We start from the raw sequence: 16,857 nt of genomic DNA on the forward strand, positions 1-16,857 counted from the left end.
CCCATCACGGACCCGCGGACCTGAGACAGTACGGTCGTCAGCGGTTGACGCATCCGGTTTTACTCGATGAGGTGGGACCAGTAGTGGATTCGATCGAGCACGACATCGCGTCGGACGTGCTTGAGGTGGGCGACATCCCGTTGGGTGATCTGTTGGCGCTCGATGACACGGTGTTCGCCTCCTCGGTACGGCGGATGCTGGACAGCGTTGCGCTGCCCGACCAGGAGTCCGTCTCACCGTTCACCTCCGTCATCTGATCGGACCCCGGTGGAAGGCTCCCGCACCGGTCGGCCGGCGGCGGCGCTCCGGCAGATCCTGCTGAAGGTGCATGGCAGGTGCAACCTGGCCTGTGACTACTGCTACGTGTACGAGCACGCGGACCAGGGCTGGCGCCGCCGGACCGGAGTCATGTCCCGGGCAGTGGTGGATCGCGCCGCCGATCGCATCGCCGCGCACGTCGAGGAGCGCGACATCAGCGGCGTACGGATCGTTCTGCACGGAGGCGAACCGCTCCTGGCCGGTGCCTCGTTCATCGATTACGGGGCGGACCGCATCCGGCGGTCCGTGCGGGCGTCCACCAGGGTGGCGATAGGGGTGCAGACCAACGGCACGCTGCTCGACGAGACGTTCCTCGACGTGTTCCACCAGCACGACATCACCGTCGGGGTGAGCGTCGACGGCGACCCCGCCGCGAACGACCGGCACCGGCGGTACACCGACGGCCGGAGCAGCTACCGGCGGGTGGCCCGCGGCATCGCACTGCTCAACCAGCAACGACACCGGTCCCGGTTCGCCGGCCTGCTGTGCACCATCGACCTCGCCAATGACCCCGTCGCCACCTATGAGAGTCTCCTCGCCTTTGCCCCACCGAGGCTGGACCTGCTGTTGCCGCACGGCAACTGGCAGGCGCCACCCCCCGGGCGGCTGCCCGGCTCCCCCGCGACGCCGTACGCCGACTGGTTGATCGCCGTGTTCGACCGCTGGTACGACGCGCCCCGGCGGGAGACCGACATCCGGCTGTTCAGTTCGGCGATCAGCCTGCTGCTGGGTGGACCGGGAGGCAGCGAGGTCATCGGGCCTGACCCGACGGACCTGGTCGTGGTGGAGACGGACGGCACCATCGAGCAGCACGACGCCCTCAAGACGACCGTCGACGGTGGTGCCGCCACCGGCCTCTCGGTGTTCGACAATTCGTTCGACGACGTCCTGGCGCATCCCGGGTGGCGGACGGGACGGGGCGGCACGGGACTGGGCTCGACCTGCCGGGCGTGTCCCATCGTCCGGGTCTGCGGCGGCGGTTTGCGCGCTCACCGGTTCGATCCACGACACGGCTTCGACCGGCCGTCCGTGTACTGCCCGGACCTGCTCACCCTGATCACGCACATCCGGCGCCGACTGGCCGGTGACCTGGACGCTCTCCGGTCAGCCGGCACCGGAGCCACGGCCGGCGTCAGGGCTGGGGCCGGCACCGGGACCGATCCGGTGGACGGATGCGCGAGCACCTGATCACCGCGGCACAACTGCGGGGTCTCGCGGCCGGATACGGCGACGAGGCGGCCCTGCGTCTGCTCGTCGACGGACAGCGCTCCAGCCGGCTGCTGTTGCTGCGCACGCTGGTCGCCCAGGCACAACGGCGGCAGTTCGCCGAGCCGGCGGGCATCCCGGCGGCGGTGGCGCTGCTGGACCGGGCCCGGCGGCACGATCCGTACGCGGCCGACGAGGTGCTGAGCCACCCGTTCCTCGCGGCCTGGGCGGCCGGATGCCTGCGCCGGCTGCACCTCCCCGAGGTGGATGCGGACACGCTGGCCACCGATCTGGGACAGTTGCGCGGCTACGCCGCGGCGGCCGCCATCCGGGCGGGACTCGACTGTGAGATGACGGTCCCGATCCGGGCGGGCACGGTGGCGCTGCCCACCATCGGTACGGCGCACGGGCTCGGTGCCGGCCAGGCCGTCGTCCACCACCGACGCGGGACGGTGCGGATCACCGGGCCGGCCGGCACGGTGACGGTTGACGACGCGGGCGACGCGGGCGACGCGGGCGACGCGGGCGACGCGGGCGACGCGGGCGACGCGGGCGACCGCAGGGTGCCGTCGGTGGGCGGTGCCGGCTGGGCGGCGGCCCGACGGTTCCGCACGTCGGGAGCCGCCGTGCCGTTGACGGTAACCCTCGACGATGTGGACCCGGACCGCGCCCTTTACCACCAGCCGCCGGCGGCACGGCTGGACGACGCCTCCGTGGCCGGGTGGCGGGGGCGGCTCGACCACGCCTGGAGGATGATCGTCAGGGATCATCCCGCCCACGCGGACGCCCTCCGGGTCACCCTGCGCTCGATTGTTCCGCTGGTCGCGACACCGACCCGCAGGACGGTGAGCGCGACGTCGCGACTGGCGTTCGGTGCCATCGCGCTCGCCGACCCAGGCGACCCGGACGCCGTGGCGCTGCTGCTCATCCACGAGTCGCAGCACATGAAGCTCGGCGGCCTGCTCGACCTGCTGCCCCTGTACGAGCCGGGTGGCCCGCCGCGGCACCGGGCGCCGTGGCGGGCGGACCCCCGCCCCGTCGGCGCGCTGCTCCAGGGCGCCTACGCCCACCTGGGCGTGGCCGACTACTGGCGGCAACGTTGCCGCGGCGGCGCCGGTCCGGTGGCGGAAGTCGAGTTCGCGTACTGGTTGGCGCAGACCACCGAGGCCGCCGGCACGCTACTCGACTCGGGTGAGCTGACTGCGGCGGGCATCCGGTTCGTCACCGGCATGACCGAGACGCTGGACCGCTGGCGGGACGTTCCGGTCCGGCCCGCGGTCCGAGCCGCGGTGGCCGACATGACGGAGGCGTCCGCGGTGGCCTGGCGCCTGACCAACGTCAGACCGCCCAGCGACCAGGTGGATCGCCTCGTGACCGCGTGGCGGACCGGATCCCGATGGTCGATCTCCACCGAACTGCGCGCGGCCGCACCGGGTCCGGCCCCGCTTCCGGTGCTCGCCCGCGTCGCCCGGCAGCGGATCACCGGGGAGCCGCTCACCGATCGGGAACGGCCCGGAGTGCGCCCCTACCTGGCCGGCGACTGGGACGCGGCGGTCGACAGCTACCGCCGCGCGGTGGCGGCGGATCCGGCCGATGTCGACGGGTGGGTGGGGCTGGCGCTGGCCACCCGACGGGCGGCGCCGCGCGACGCCCTCGCCCTCGCGTTGGACCGCCGACCCGAGGTGGTGCGGGCGTTGTACCAGCGGATCGGGTCCGCCGACCTCGACGAGACGGCACGCTGGTTGCTCGCCGGGTCGACCGCCGACCCAGGTCACGGCGTTGATCAAGAGATCCGCGTCATCGGAAGCGCTTCCACATGACGCGGACCTCTTGATCAACGCTGGTCAGGTCGGCGGCGGTTCAATGTCGCAGTTGAACCGGATCTGGCCGGTCTGTGCCGCCGTGACATTCGGATGGGTCTTGCCGAGCACCTCAGTCATCCTCGTCAGGACCTTGTTGGCGGATTTCCGGGCGGCGGCGACGTCACCGGTGCCCCGTTGGCTCATGGCCAGGTTCGCGGCGACCGCCAGTGTGTCGGGATGCCTGTCGCCGAGCACCCGCTCGAATCGGTCGCGGATCTCCTGGTCGAGGCTCCGGGCCTGGTCGAAATCCCCCATCGAGTAGATGTCGTTGGCCAGGTTGGCCCGGCTCGCCAGGGTGTAGGGGTGATCGTCGCCGAGCACCTCGCGGAACACCTCGACGACCTCCTCGGACAGTCGACGGGCAGCCTGGTGGTCACCCAACCGACGGACGAAGATGCTCAGGTCGTTGGCGCAGGCCATGGTGAACGTGTGGTGTTCGCCGAACAGCCGGCGGTAGCGGTGCAGCACCGCCTCTGCCCGCTGCTGCGCCGCCCGGTCGTCGCCGAGCGCCGACTCGTCGCAGGCCAGGTTCAGCGAACAGGCCATGGTGTCCATGTGTTCGGGACCGTGCCGGCGCTCGTGGCGCTGCAGGGTGTCCCGGCTGAGTTCGCGGGCCGCCTCCAGCTCGCCGAGCTTTCGCAGGGTCACGGCCAGGCTGCGAGCCGTTCGCAGGGTGTCCGCGTGGTCCTCGCCGAGCACCTCGCGGTGGGCGTCGAACGCCTGCTCCAGGATCCGGTGCGAGTTGTCGAAGTCGCCGATCTCGCGCAGGTCGCGCCCGTAGTTGGCGGCGAAGACGAGGACCACCGGGTGTCGCTCGTCGCGGAACGCCACCCGTCCCAGGCGAAGTGTCTCCTCGTCCCGCTCGGCGGCGGCCTGGAAATCCCCGACCAGCCGCAGGGTGACGCCGAGGTTGTTGGCCGCTTGGAGGGTGTCCCGGTGGCCGTCACCGAACACCTCGCGGAACCGGCTCAGGGTCCGCTCGTCCAGTGCGCGGGCCTCGGCGTACCGGCCGGCGGTCCGCAGGTCGGCGCCGAGGCTGCGGGCGGTGAGCAGGGTGTACGGGTGGTGTGAGCCGAGCGTCCGCTCCTGGCGCTCCAGGATGTCCTCGTTCGCGGCGAAGCAGCCGGCGTAGTCGGCCTGCCCGCGTAGCGCGTTGGCCAGGTGGAACCGCAACAGCAGGGTCACCGGGTCGTCCGGGGACAGCCCGGCCGCCGCCCAACGGTTCAGGCTGCGTTCGGCGAGTTCCTGGCAGCTCACGTAGTAGCCGCGCCGGTACAGGTACCGGACCACGTCGATGATCAGTTGGCGGACCGGGGGCTCGATGGACGCGTCGGCCTTCGTGGGCACCAGATGCGGCCAGATCCCGTCGTAGGTGATCCAGTTGCCCGGCTCGTCCGGGTCCTTGCGTTCCGCCTCGGCCAGGATGTCGTGGACGTGCCGCAGGTTCTCCTCCGCCTCGGCCGACAACCGGTCCTGGATCACCGCCTGCACGAGCCGGTGCACCTGGATGGTGCTCTGCCCGGCGCCGAACTGGATCAACGCGTACCGGTGGATCTCCCGGACCAGCGGGGCGACCAGCATGCGGTCCTCGAGGTCGCGCAGCGTCGGGTCGTGCTGGGCCAGGACGGCCAGGCAACGCTTGCTGTAGATCAGGGAGGTGGGGATGGGCTCGGGTCCGAAGAAGCAGCAGAGTTCCATCAGCTTCGCGGCGCCCGGACGCTGCTGCCGCAGCCGGTCCAACGACAGGGTCCAGATCGCCGCCGCGGTTTCCTCGTACCCGGGCGGCGGGTTCTCGGCGAGGACCTGGGGCAGCAGTTGGTCCAACTCCCGCAGGTATTCGTGGACCGGCATCGCGGTGGTCGCCAGCCACGCCCCGGCCTGCTCGATCGCCAGCGGTAGGTCGCCGAGTTTCTCGGCGACCTGGTCGGCATCGACGTCGGACAGCCCCGGGACGATCTTGCGCAGCAACGCGATGCTCTCCAGCCGGCCGAACACACCCACCTCGACGGGCCGGGCTTTGCTGCTCCAGGCGGGATTCCGGGAGGTCAGCAGCACGTCTCCGGGACCCTGCGGGATGTATTCCCGCACGTCGGCCGGCTCGTTCACATTGTCGTAGATGAGCAGCCAGCGGGCGTACGGCTCACCTCGCTGGAGGTGGTCCAGCACGGCGTGCGCGGTGGCGTTCTCGTTGTCCTCGGCCGGAAGGCGCAGCCGCTCGCCGAGTTCGACGAGCGCCGTCCGGACCAGGGCCGGTTGCTCGGCGGAGATCCACCAGACGATGTCGTAGTGCGCCGCGAACCGGTTGGCGTACTCCAGCGCCACCTGGGTCTTGCCGACACCACCCAATCCGTAGAGGGCCTGCGGCATCACCACCGTGACGGTCCCCGCCAACTCGTCCCGCAGGTGCTCCAGCAGGTCGTTGCGGCCGGTGAAGACCAGGTTGCGTTGCGGCACGTTCGACACCGGCGGGCGAGCACCAGGGAAACGGGCGCCGTGCCCGCCGACGGTCCCCGACCCGACCAACCGTCGGCCGATCCCGTTGAGCAGTGCCGTCCGCGCCTGCTCCGCCGACCGTTCGAACAGGTCGATCGGCACCTGGTCGGTGTACGGCGGACCGACGCGCACCGGTTCCGGCCGTACCGGGATCAGGTAGCGCTGGAACTTCTTCGCGTCGTCGGCGCTTACCGTCTTCCAGAACTGGGCGGCAGTCTCCGAGGCGAGGTAGCTCGGCGAGAGCAGGGCCATCACCCGGCTGGTCCGGTTCAGCGCACGGTGCAGGGTGGCCAGCACCTCACCGCTGTCGGGGGCGTCGACGTTCTGGTACGTCGCCTTGATCCCCACGGCGGTCAGCTCGGCCGTGATCCACTCGGCCCAGATCCGTTGCTCAGCGGAGTAGCTCACCAGCACGTCGGAGATCGGATCCGCCCGCGGACGTTCGAATTCGGCGAGCCAGGTGCGCCGCTCCGCCTCGTCGATCGCACCAACCTCGCTGACCTGCCCGTCGGTCAGCACCCTGGCGAGCCGCTCGTACGCTGCCAGCAGCGAGCTTTCCTGGTGGGGGCGGTCCCCGAACGTCGCCAGGATCTCCTCGTACGCGTAGAACGACTTGTACGGCACCTCCACGTCGCCCCAGTACCGGTTGAGGTGGCCGGCCGACAGGTGGGAGAGGAAGGTGTCGAAACCGGCCCGCGCGTAGTCCCGCCCGGCCTCCAGCTTGATCTGCTCGCCGTCCTCCACCTTCATCGGCACGGGCAGGATGCGGATCGGCTGATCCCGTCGCTTGTTCCGGATCGAGTGGGCGACCGCCACCGCGCCGTCGATGCTCTGCGCGCTCATGGTGAAGCAGTCCACGACGACGTCCGGCAGTAGCACCGTGCAGACCCCGGCCGCGTCGCTGAGTCCGGTGCGGCTGTCCACCAGCACGTAGTCGTACTCCGCCCGCATGACGTCGCGGAGCGTGGTGAGGAAGGTGCCTCCCCTGCGCTCCGAATAGAACTTGTCCCAGTTGAAGGTGCTCACCGCCAGCGAGTACGCGGAGTTCTGCCGCCCGGCCGGGACGAAATCGATGGTTCCGGATCCGGGGAACTCCCATTCCAGGGAGGCCGCGTAGTCGCCGATCTGGACGTACTCCCGGATCCACGTGTCACCGCCGGTCTCCGGGCCGGGGCTGAGCGGGGCCGCCCCGAAGCTTTGGAGCAGGTCGATGACGCCGGGCGAGGACTGGAGTTTCTTGTCGACAAGGAATGGTTGGAAGTATTTGTGCAGACCGGGTGATTCCAGATCCCAGTCGAGGGTGAGGACCCGGAAACCGTTGCTCGCCAGAATCCACGACACGTTCGCGACCGCCATCGTCCGGCCGGTGCCGCCCTTGTAGGAATAGAACGTGATGATCTGACCGGTGGACGAACCTGCCGGACCGGGAGTCGTCGGTGAGTCGCTCATGGTCAGTTCTCCGGTGTGTCGGGCTGTGGGCCGTCCAGAATGGGACGTTCGACAAACGGGTCTGGGGGCGTGCGGAGCGACCGCCCCTCGGCGAGCAGCCGGTTGTAGGCGGTCTCCAGGACCTCGGTCAACACCTCGCCGAAGTGGTCGTGGGTCGGTACGCCGAACCGGAACATGCGCAGATCCTGGCTGCGCAGGTGGCCCTGCAGGAGGACGCGGCACCGGTCGTCGAGCCGTACCCAGTTGTGCATGCTCTCGTCGTCGCTGCGGCTCACCGGGACGATCACGGCGGTGGTTGCGGAGTCGCCCGCCCCGTGCGCGGCGAGCACACTCTCGCACTCGGACAGGTGCGGCGCCCACGCGTCCACGAGCAGCACCAGGAGTTGGTTGCGCTCCTTCGCCTGGCGCAGGTGCGTCGGCAGGTCGGCGATCGCGGCGACCTCGGCCCCGAACCGCTGCCGGGTGGCGATGGCGGTGGCGTACGTGCCCAGCGGCTGGGTGAGTTCCGGCTGGTACGGCGCCCAGTCGCGGTACGTGTCGCCGTAGTAGGCCAGGCTGCTTCGGTGCGGACGCATGTCCGAGCGCGCGGTGGCGGCGACCACGAAGTGCACGTACTTCGTGGTCTGCCGGTTCGACGGCGGCGAGGTCCGCCCGGCGTTGAGGGTGGCGGTGAAGGAACTGGGCACCAGCGTGATGTCCGGGTGACCCGCGGGCGGCGGCAGCTCGTAGAGCCGGGCGTTCGCCACGATCATCTCGGCGAGGGCGGAGACGAAGCTGAACCGGCGGTCCCGGTGTTTCGCCAGCCGCATGTAGGTGCGCAGGCCATGCTCGCGGTAGCGCGGATCCAGCCGGTCGGTGGTCTGCTGGAGTTCCTGGGCGGCCGGGTGCATCTCGGTGCGTGGCATCCAGACCAGCGGGAACATGACCGGTGGCCGGACGCCCGTCTTCTCGGTCGTCCGCTGCACGCGGTCGGCGAAGACGGCCCATTCCTTGCCGCAGTATTCGCTGTTGAAGTAGAGCGGTGAGCACAGGGCGAGGAAGGTCCGGCTGCGGTGCAGGGCCCGGGTCAGTTCGTCCGACCACGGCGCCCCGAGCGCGATCCCCCGGGTGTCGAGAAAGCCCACATCCGGATTCGCGAGATCACCCGAACGTATCCGCACTTCTTTGCACAGTTCCTCGTAGAACTTGCGAACGTAGGCGTCGTCGTCTCCGCGGGCGTAACTGAGAAAGAAGTACGGGAGCCCTTCTGTCACGCCAGCCTCCTGCCAGGCAACGAAAGACCAACGCCCTTGCTCGCTGTTGTGCACGATCACGTGACATCACCCGATCACCGATGATCGGGCTGGTCACGGGCCCACTCCCCAGGGAGCCTAGAGTGTAGCAGCCCGTTACGGTCATGAATGTCGCTCCGCCGTGGGGAAGGTCCCTTACCAACGCATTGCGTTGGTAAGGGACCTTCCCCACGGCGCTTTCGTGAATGTGGTCAGGCCGATGCCCGGACGGGTTCGGGCGCGACCCCGGCGACCACCCGGCGACGCAGGCCAAAGGCCGTGACGATCGCGGCGAGTGCCGCCGCCGCCACGGGGATGACCAGGGCGGCGCGCACGGAGTCGAGGGTGACCCGCTCCGTGCCGTCCCGGACCGCGGCCACGCTGACCGCGGTCACCGCCGAGATGCCCAGGGCCATGCCGAACTGGAACGCCGTGTACAGCAGTCCACCGGCGAGGCCGTGCTCGGTCTCGTCGATGCCCTCGACCCCGGCCATGGTGAGCGGACCGTAGGCGAGCGTGAAGGCCAGGCCGAGCAGCACCATGGTGGGCAGCATCGCGGCGTACGTCCAGTCCGGTGCCACCGGCAGGAACAGCGCGTACGCCGCCACCGCCAGCAGCAGGCCGCCGAACAGTACCCGGACGGTGCCGAACCGGTTGACCAACCGCGGCGTCAGGGTCGGGGCGAGCACCATGTCGATGGCCACCACGAGCATCGCCAGGCCGGTCTGCAGGGCGGACCAGCCACGGATCTCCTGGAGGTACAGGGTGAGCATGAACTGGAAACCGGCGAAGGCCCCCATGAACAGCAGCGCGGACAGGTTGGTCCGCACCAGCGGGCCGGAACGGAGGATGCCCAGCCGGACCAGCGGATTGGTCGCCCGGCGCTCGATCACCACGAACGCCGCGAGCAGGGCCAGCCCGGCGGCGAAGACGGTGACCGTGCCGCCGATGCCGTCGGTGCCGTGTTCGAGCCGCACCACTCCGTACGCGAGGAGCAGCATCGCGCCGGTGACGGTGAGCGCCCCGGCGATGTCGAAGCCGGCCGTCCGCCGGACATCCGGCACGGTGTCTTTGATCAACGGGATGGCGGCCACCAGGATGATCGCGGACAGGATCACCGGGGCGAAGAAGACCCACCGCCAGCCCACGGCGGCGAGCAGCCCACCGACGACCAGGCCGAGCGAGAACCCGCCGGACGCGATGCCGGCATAGATGGCGAGGGCCCGGGTCCGACTGCGCCCCTCGGGGAAGTTGCCGGCCACCAGCGCCAGGCCGGCCGGCGCCATGAAGGCGGACGCCACTCCGGTCACGAACCGGGCGATCAGCAACATCCAGCCCTCGGTGGCGAAGCCGCCGAGCCCCGAGAACACCAGGAACACGGTGAGCCAGAGCAGGAACATCCGGCGCCGGCCGAGCAGGTCGGCGGCCCGCCCGCCGAGCAGCATGAAGCCGCCGTAACCCAGGACGTACGCGCTGGCCACCCAACTGAGCGTGCCTGTCGACAGTCCCAGGTCGGCCCGGATGGCCGGCAACGCGACGTTCACCATCGCGATATCGACGCCCTCCAGGAAGACGGCGCCGCACAGGACGAGCAGCACACCCCACGCGCGGCCGTCCCGGTCGCGGGTCGTAGACATGTCGAAACCCCCCTCACTGGGGAACCGACAGGTGCGGTATCCGCACGGCCTGCCGGTTCCTTCTTGTAACCAGCAGAATCGTCGGGCACTATCGGTGGCCGTGGAAGAAGGAACTTCGCCGTCCGTCAGTTACTGCGCGGATACCGGCCCCGACTACGACGTGCTCCAGTGGGACACCCGGGAAGACTGCGAGGTCCGGCAGATCCTCGATCGGATCGCCGACAAGTGGTCACTGCTCGTGATCGCCCTGCTCGACCGGCGGAGTCTACGGTTCACCGAGCTGCGCCGGATGATCGACGGGATCAGTCAGCGGATGCTCGCCCGGACCCTGCGACACCTGGAGCGCGACGGCCTGATCAGCCGCACCGTCCATCCGACGGTGCCGCCCCGGGTCGACTACGAGCTGACCTCGCTCGGGACCACCCTGCACGAGACGATCCGGGCCCTGGTCACCTGGACCGAGTCGCACCAGCGGGAGATCGTCGAGGCGCGCGACGCGTACGACCGCCGCGCCGCGGCCGAGCAGGAGCAGGCCGAACGGGAGGCGGCCGAGCGGGACGCGATCGCCCGCGATGTGCTGGCCGGCCGGCGTTAGGAACGGTGCCGACGCCCTCGGCCCGACCGACGACACGGGCCCCAGACGCGAGGATGACCCCGTACCGGCGCGGATTCCCGGTACGAGGCCACCCTCGCGGGCCCGTCGATGGCACCTCGGGCGCGCGGATCACCACAACCTTCTGCCGGATCACGGGGTGGTGGCGTGGTAGCCGGCCAGCGCCTCGGCCAGCACCTCCCGGCCGGGCCGGGCCCACGCCTCGGCCGAGAACACCTCCACCTCGATCGGACCCGCGTAGCCGGCCGCGTCCACGGCCGCCCGGAAACGCCGCAGTTCCACGCAGCCGGTGCCGGGCAGGCCCCGGCCGAGCAACACGCCGGCAGGCAGTGGGGTGACCCAGTCGGCGAGCTGGAAGCAGGCGATCCGGTCCTCCCGCCCGGCGCGGTCGATCTGCGCCCACACGGTGTCGTCCCACCACAGGTGGTAGGTGTCGACGACCACCCCTACCGCCGCCGACGGGTACGGCGCGGCGAGGTCGAGCGCCTGGTTGAGGGTTACCACCACGCACCGGTCGGAGCAGAACATCGGGTGCAGCGGCTCGATCGCGAGCCGGACACCGGCGGCGAGGGCGTGCGGCACCAGGGCGCCGATCGCCTCGCCGACACGTTCCCGCGCCGCGTCCAGGTCCCGCCAATCGGACGCCGGCACCCCACCGCCGGACGCCGGATCACCAGGGGCCGGCAGCCCGCCGGAGACCAGCACCAGCACGGGAGCGCCGATGGCCGCCGCCTCGTCGATTGCCCGCCGGTTCTCGTCGTACCAGTCGGGGGTGTTGAAGAACCCGCCGCGGCACAGTGACGTCACCGCGAGCCCGGCGTCGGTCATCAGCTCGCGGGTGGCGTCCAGGCCGAAGGACTGGACGTCCTCCCGCCACAGGCCGACGCCGGTGACCCCGGCGTCGGCGCAGCCGGCGGCCAGCTCCGGTAGCGGCCAGTGCCTGGTGGTGGCCTGGTTCAGCGAGAACCGGTGCACGGCGTCGCCACCCCCACCGTGGTGCCCCAGGCGTTGATCCGCGCCGCCGCGAGGTCGGCGTCCGGCAGCAGGCCGGCGGCGTCGGCGAGCCGGATCAGCCGGGCCAGGTGCGCCGGGGACCGGCCGCTGTGCAGGCCGCCGACCATCGTGAGGTGGTCCTGGTGGCCGGCCAGCCAGGCGAGGAATACGATACCGGTCTTGTAGTGGTAGGTCGGCGCGGCGAACAGGTGCCGGGCCAGCGGCAGCGTGGGGTCGAGGAGCCGGTCGTAGCCGTCCAGGTCGCCGGCGTCGAGCGCGCGCAGCGCGGCTGCGGCGGGCGGCGCGATCGCCGCCAGGACGCCGAGCAGGGCGTCGGAGTGGCCGTCGGTGTCGCCGCGGATCAGCGCCGGGTAGTTGAAGTCGTCACCGGTGTACATCCGGACGCCGGAAGGCAGCCGGCGACGCAACGCGATCTCCAGCTCTGCGTCGAGCAGGGACAGCTTGATCCCGTCGACCTTTGTGGCGTACGCCTCGATCAGGCCGACCACGGTGTCCATCGCCCGGAGCGGGTCGTCGTCCCCCCAGTAGCCGGCCAGCGCCGGGTCGAACGCGGGGCCCAGCCAGTGCAGCACCACCGGGCGGTCGGTCTCGCTGAGCAGCTTGCCGTACGTTTCGAGGTAGTCGTCGGCCGAGCGGGCGGCCGCCGCGAGGTGCCGGCTGCACATGAGCACCGGTACGGCGCCGGCCGCCTGCACGTCCGCGAGCTGTTCGGCGTACGCCGCCCGCACCTGGTCCAGGGTGGCCGGTCCGGCCGGCAACTGGTCGGTGGCCACCCCGGCCGCGATCGTCCCGCCCTCGGCCCGGGCCAGCGCGGCCGACCGGCGGATCAGCTCCCGCGCGGTCGGGTGGTCGAGCCCCATCCCCCGCTGCGCGGTGTCCATCGCCTCGGCAACACCGAAGCCGTACGCCCACAGGTGCCGGCGGAACGCGAGCGTCGCGTCCCAGTCGACGGCCGCGGGCGCGCCGGGTACGTTCTCGGCGGCCGGGTCGGCCACCACGTGGGCGGCGGCGTACGCGACCCGGCTGGTGAACCGTGGCCCTGGGGTGGCGAACTCGCCACCCGCCCCGGACAGGGTCAGCGGGCCGTCGGGCAGGGTCACCCGGTTCACGAGGTCAGCTCCGGGATCTCGATCCGGCGGCCCTCGTGGGCGGAGACCAGCCCCAGTTCGGCGAGCTGGACGCCGCGGGCCCCGGCCCACAGGTCCCAGGTGTACGGGGCGTCGTCGACGACGTGCCGCAGGAACATCTCCCACTGCGCCTTGAAGCCGTTGTCGAACTCGGCGTTGTCCGGCACCTCCTGCCACTGGGCCCGGAAGTCCTCGGTGGTCGGCAGGTCGGGGTTCCACACCGGTTTCGGGGTCGCGGCGCGGTGCTGGATCCGGCAACCGCGCAGCCCGGCGACCGCGCTGCCGAGGGTGCCGTCGACCTGGAACTCGACAAGCTCGTCGCGGTTGACCCGGACGGCCCAGGACGAGTTGATCTGCGCGACGATGCCGCCGTCGAGTTCGAATATGGCGTACGCGGCGTCGTCGGCGGTCGCCGCGTACTCCGCGCCGTCCTCGTCCCAGCGGGTCGGGACGTGGGTGGCGACGTGTGCGGTGACCGCGCGGACCGGTGCGAAGATCTGCTCCAGCACGTAGTGCCAGTGCGGGAACATGTCCACCACGATGCCGCCGCCGTCGGCCGCGCGGTAGTTCCAGCTCGGCCGCTGGGCGGGCTGCCAGTCGCCCTCGAACACCCAGTAGCCGAACTCGCCGCGCACCGACAGGATGCGACCGAAGAAGCCGCTGCGCACCAACCGGTCGAGTTTGCGCAGCCCCGGCAGGAACAGCTTGTCCTGCACCACGCCGTGCCGCAGCCCGGCGGCGTCGGCCGCGCGGGCCAGGTCGACCGCGCCGGACAGGGTGGTCGCCAGCGGTTTCTCGGTGTAGACGTGCTTGCCGGCATCGATCGCGAGCCGGATCGCCTTCTCCCGCTCGCTGGTTACCTGGGCGTCGAAGTAGACCGAGACGTCCGGGCGGGCCAGCGCCGCGTCGAGGTCGGTGGTCCAGTCGGTCAGGCCGTGCCGCCCGGCGACCTCGCGCAGCTTCTCCTCGTTGCGTCCGACCAGGACCAGCTCGGGCCACAGCCGGGTGCCGCCGCGCAGCGGGACACCGCCCTGTTCCCGGATGGCCAGCAGGGACCGGATCAGGTGTTGCCGGTAGCCCATCCGACCGGTCACACCGTTCATGACGATCCCCACCGGGACGCGTTCGGACATCTCGCCCTACCCTTCAGGTAAGCGCTTTCCTGGCAGGCTACCGGCGGTAGACTCGGTCAAGCAAGCGATTGCGTGCCGGCTCGGGTGGGCTACCCTGTCGACCAGATCCGGGCCGGCCGGCACCCGGCCGGAAGGGGAAGAATGGCCACCTTGGCGGACGTCGCGCGACGCGCGGGTGTCTCGACGGCCACCGTCTCCCGGATCATCAACAACAGCCCCAAACCGGTGGCCGACGCGCTGCGCCAACGGGTCCTCGCCGCCGTCGCCGAGTTGCAGTTCGTCCCCAACGCCAACGCGCGGCAACTGGCCCGGGCCGATCGCAGCGCGGTCGGGGTGATCGTGCATGACGTCTCCGACCCGTACTTCGCGGAGATCACCCGGGGTCTGCAGCGGATCGCCACCGACCACGGGCGGCTCGTCATCATCTGCAACAGCTACCGGGACCCCGAGCGGGAGCTGGCGTACGTCGAGCTGTTGCACGCCCACCAGGCCGCGGCGATCGTACTGGCCGGCTCCGGCTACCACGACACGCCGGTCACCGCCCGGCTGGACCGGCGACTGCGGCTGTTCGAGGAGACCGGCGGCCGGGTCGCCGTCATCGGCCGGCACGAGCTGGCCGGGGACGCGATCGTGCCGGCGAACGAGCACGGCGGCTGGTTGGCCGGCGACGCGCTCTACCGGCTGGGCCACACCACGATCGGTGTCATCGCCGGACCGCGCCACCTCACCACCACCACCGACCGGCTGGCCGGGCTGCGTCGGGCGGCCCGCGACCACGGTCGCCGGCTCACCGGCCGGCACATCGCGTACGCCGACTTCGACCGCAACGGCGGCGCGGTGGCAGCCGCCGCCCTGCTGGACCAGCACCCCGGGCTCACCGCGTTGGCCGCGCTCAACGACTCGATGGCCATCGGCGCGCTGGCCTGCCTGCGCGAGCGCGGCCTGGACGTGCCCGACCGGATCAGCCTGATCGGCTTCGACGACATGCCGGTCTCGGTCGACGTCACGCCGCCGCTGAGCACCGTCCGGCTCCCACTTGTCGACATCGGCGCCCGCGCCATGTCGCTCGCGTTGGGCAACGGCGGCCCGACCGGCTCCGCGCCGGTGGTCGAGCACGTCGCGACCGAACTGGTGCTGCGCGGCAGCACCGCTCCCCCGCCGCCGGTCCCCCGCCGCGCCCGGCAACGGTCCGGTTGACCCCGGACGCGGGTCGGGCGGGCGTCCGGCCGGCCGCCACCGGTGGCAGGATGAGGTCGTGGATCTCGAATCGGGTGCCGGCCTGTTACACCGGCTGACGTCGTACACACCGGACCGCGAGTGGGACGTCCCGGCCGACGACCCGCGGGTGCGGCACGACCTGACGCCGAACGACCCGGACACCCGGCCGCCGGCCATGAAGGCGTACGCCGACCTGCCGATCCTCCCGCTGCCGCGTGACCTGCCGGATCCCGGCACCCCGGCGACCGCGGCGCTGGCTGGCCTGGACGTGGTGACCCAGCCGCTGGACGCCGCGCAGCTCGGCCGGATCCTCTTCCTCGGCGCGGGGGTGGTCCGGATCGCCGAACGCGACGGGCGGCGGTTCGTCTACCGCGCCTCGGGTTCGGCGGGCGCGCGTTTCCCGCTGGAGGTCTACGTCAGCGCCCGCGGTGTCGCCGGGGTGCCGGACGGCGTGCACTGGTACGACGGCGAGCAGCACGCCCTGGTACGGGTGGGTCCGCCGGCCGGGGGTGAGGCCACCACGTTGGTGGTGACCGGCGTTCCGTGGCGGACCGGCTGGCGGTACGCCGAGCGCGGCTGGCGGCACCTGTACTGGGACGCTGGGACGTTGCTCGCGCAGCTGTCCACCGCGGCGTACGGCGCCGGGCTGCGCCCCCGGCTGCGCAGCCGGTTTCCCGACGCCCAGATGCGCGACCTGGTCGGCGCCGATGGTGTGCACGAGTTCCCGCTCGCGTTGCTGTCCTTCGGCGACGCGGAGCCGGCGATCGTGCCGGGCGGCCCGGCCGCGGCCGGCGAGCTGCCGCCGGTCGAGTTCCCCCTGTGCACGCTGGCACAGCGGGCCGGCGACCGGGACGGCCTTGGGGCGCCGTGGCCGGACGGCCCCGCCCTGACCGACGCCCCGCCGTCGGACACCGTGGACGAGGTGGTGCTGCGCCGGGGTTCGCAACGCCTGATGGACCGGAGCCGGACCCTGCCGCGTACCGTCCTGGACTGGCCGATGCGGGCGGCGCTGCGCGGCGTCGACGTGCCGCACTGGGTGGTGGTGCACGGTGTCGACGGGGTCGCGCCGGGCGTCTACCGGTGGCCGGACCTCGACCGTCCGATTCGCACCGGTGACCTGCGCGACGAGACGGCGCGGGTCTGCCTCGACCAGTCCCTCGGCGGCGACGCCGGGTACGTCGTCGTCGCGGCGAGCCCGCTCGCCGGCCTCGACGACCGGAGCTACCGGGAGGCGCAGCTCGCCGCCGGCCTGGTGGAAGGGCGGCTGCACCTGGCCGCGTACGCCCTCGGGGCGAGCGCCTCCGGCATGACCTTCCTCGACAGCGAGGTCCCGGCCCTGCTGGCGGCGCCGGACGACCTGGCGACGTTGCTGTTCACCTGCGTGGGCGTGCCGGCGTACGCGTCCCGGCGCGGCGGCCTGCCGGGGTCGCCCGCCACCATCCGGATCGTGCAGCCCCGGCTCACCACCGACTCCTGAACCGACGGCGACTGTTGCGCCGGCAACCCGCCGGGCCGA

The 16,857-nt window shown here is 71.6% G+C and carries 12 protein-coding genes; 6 read left to right on the forward strand and 6 right to left on the reverse strand.

The window, feature by feature from the left end; all coding sequences use genetic code 11:
• Nucleotides 1-83 precede the first annotated feature (83 nt).
• From fxsA to ACFQUZ_RS24780, 3 genes are read left to right on the forward strand one after another with little or no spacing between them, the layout of a single operon-like run.
• Nucleotides 84-257, forward strand: a complete 174-nt coding sequence (gene fxsA / locus ACFQUZ_RS24770) for an FxSxx-COOH cyclophane-containing RiPP peptide (RefSeq protein ID WP_377446285.1) — start codon at nucleotides 84-86, stop codon at nucleotides 255-257.
• A gap of 10 nt (nucleotides 258-267) precedes the next feature.
• Nucleotides 268-1,506, forward strand: a complete 1,239-nt coding sequence (locus tag ACFQUZ_RS24775; protein WP_377446286.1) for an FxsB family cyclophane-forming radical SAM/SPASM peptide maturase — start codon at nucleotides 268-270, stop codon at nucleotides 1,504-1,506.
• Nucleotides 1,491-3,344 (forward strand): HEXXH motif-containing putative peptide modification protein, encoded by a 1,854-nt coding sequence (locus ACFQUZ_RS24780; RefSeq protein ID WP_377446287.1) that lies wholly within the window; start codon nucleotides 1,491-1,493, stop codon nucleotides 3,342-3,344. Before ACFQUZ_RS24775 ends, ACFQUZ_RS24780 begins: the two co-directional genes overlap by 16 nt.
• A gap of 24 nt (nucleotides 3,345-3,368) precedes the next feature.
• Here the strand turns inward: ACFQUZ_RS24780 and fxsT are convergent, their stop codons facing one another.
• From fxsT to ACFQUZ_RS24795, 3 genes are all read right to left on the reverse strand, one after another.
• Nucleotides 3,369-7,328, reverse strand: coding sequence for an FxSxx-COOH system tetratricopeptide repeat protein (gene fxsT / locus ACFQUZ_RS24785; protein ID WP_377446288.1), 3,960 nt, complete (start codon nucleotides 7,326-7,328; stop codon nucleotides 3,369-3,371).
• Nucleotides 7,329-7,330: 2 nt separating this feature from the next.
• Nucleotides 7,331-8,581, reverse strand: a complete 1,251-nt coding sequence (locus tag ACFQUZ_RS24790; RefSeq protein ID WP_377446289.1) for a TIR-like protein FxsC — start codon at nucleotides 8,579-8,581, stop codon at nucleotides 7,331-7,333.
• A gap of 230 nt (nucleotides 8,582-8,811) precedes the next feature.
• Nucleotides 8,812-10,236, reverse strand: a complete 1,425-nt coding sequence (locus ACFQUZ_RS24795; protein WP_377446290.1) for an MFS transporter — start codon at nucleotides 10,234-10,236, stop codon at nucleotides 8,812-8,814.
• 160 nt (nucleotides 10,237-10,396) lie between these two features.
• Here ACFQUZ_RS24795 and ACFQUZ_RS24800 point away from each other — a divergent pair, with 160 nt between their 5' ends.
• Nucleotides 10,397-10,831: a winged helix-turn-helix transcriptional regulator gene (locus ACFQUZ_RS24800; RefSeq protein ID WP_377446398.1), complete on the forward strand. Its 435-nt coding sequence runs from the start codon at nucleotides 10,397-10,399 to the stop codon at nucleotides 10,829-10,831.
• Nucleotides 10,832-10,981: 150 nt separating this feature from the next.
• Here the strand turns inward: ACFQUZ_RS24800 and ACFQUZ_RS24805 are convergent, their stop codons facing one another.
• From ACFQUZ_RS24805 to ACFQUZ_RS24815, 3 genes are read right to left on the reverse strand one after another with little or no spacing between them, the layout of a single operon-like run.
• The gene (locus tag ACFQUZ_RS24805; protein WP_377446292.1) at nucleotides 10,982-11,824 is read right to left on the reverse strand and encodes a sugar phosphate isomerase/epimerase family protein; all 843 of its coding nucleotides are present in this window, start codon (nucleotides 11,822-11,824) and stop codon (nucleotides 10,982-10,984) included.
• Nucleotides 11,806-12,963 carry a dihydrodipicolinate synthase family protein gene (locus ACFQUZ_RS24810; RefSeq protein WP_377446399.1) on the reverse strand — a complete coding sequence of 386 codons (1,158 nt, stop codon included), beginning with the start codon at nucleotides 12,961-12,963 and terminating at the stop codon, nucleotides 11,806-11,808. Before ACFQUZ_RS24810 ends, ACFQUZ_RS24805 begins: the two co-directional genes overlap by 19 nt.
• Nucleotides 12,964-12,968: 5 nt before the next feature.
• A complete protein-coding gene (locus ACFQUZ_RS24815; protein WP_377446293.1) occupies nucleotides 12,969-14,123 on the reverse strand; it encodes a Gfo/Idh/MocA family protein in 1,155 nt (384 codons plus the stop codon).
• A 141-nt stretch (nucleotides 14,124-14,264) separates the two neighbouring features.
• On the opposite strand from ACFQUZ_RS24815, the gene ACFQUZ_RS24820 reads away from it, so the two are divergent.
• Together ACFQUZ_RS24820 and ACFQUZ_RS24825 are read left to right on the forward strand one after the other, a co-directional pair.
• Nucleotides 14,265-15,320 (forward strand): LacI family DNA-binding transcriptional regulator, encoded by a 1,056-nt coding sequence (locus ACFQUZ_RS24820; RefSeq protein ID WP_377446294.1) that lies wholly within the window; start codon nucleotides 14,265-14,267, stop codon nucleotides 15,318-15,320.
• A gap of 58 nt (nucleotides 15,321-15,378) precedes the next feature.
• Complete coding sequence (locus tag ACFQUZ_RS24825; RefSeq protein WP_377446296.1) at nucleotides 15,379-16,818, forward strand: hypothetical protein; 1,440 nt, start codon at nucleotides 15,379-15,381, stop codon at nucleotides 16,816-16,818.
• Nucleotides 16,819-16,857 lie beyond the last annotated feature (39 nt).

It is taken from the genome of Plantactinospora sp. GCM10030261 (assembly GCF_042666615.1).
Classification (GTDB): domain Bacteria; phylum Actinomycetota; class Actinomycetes; order Mycobacteriales; family Micromonosporaceae; genus KBS50.

What these genes read in the sequence shown, in the direction of transcription:
- ACFQUZ_RS24815 (WP_377446293.1), bottom strand. Translation starts at nt 14,123, where the DNA reads ATGTCCGAACGCGTCCCGGTGGGGATCGTCATGAACGGTGTGACCGGT.
- fxsT (WP_377446288.1), bottom strand. Translation starts at nt 7,328, where the DNA reads ATGAGCGACTCACCGACGACTCCCGGTCCGGCAGGTTCGTCCACCGGT.
- ACFQUZ_RS24780 (WP_377446287.1), top strand. Translation starts at nt 1,491, where the DNA reads ATGCGCGAGCACCTGATCACCGCGGCACAACTGCGGGGTCTCGCGGCC.
- ACFQUZ_RS24795 (WP_377446290.1), bottom strand. Translation starts at nt 10,236, where the DNA reads ATGTCTACGACCCGCGACCGGGACGGCCGCGCGTGGGGTGTGCTGCTC.
- ACFQUZ_RS24820 (WP_377446294.1), top strand. Translation starts at nt 14,265, where the DNA reads ATGGCCACCTTGGCGGACGTCGCGCGACGCGCGGGTGTCTCGACGGCC.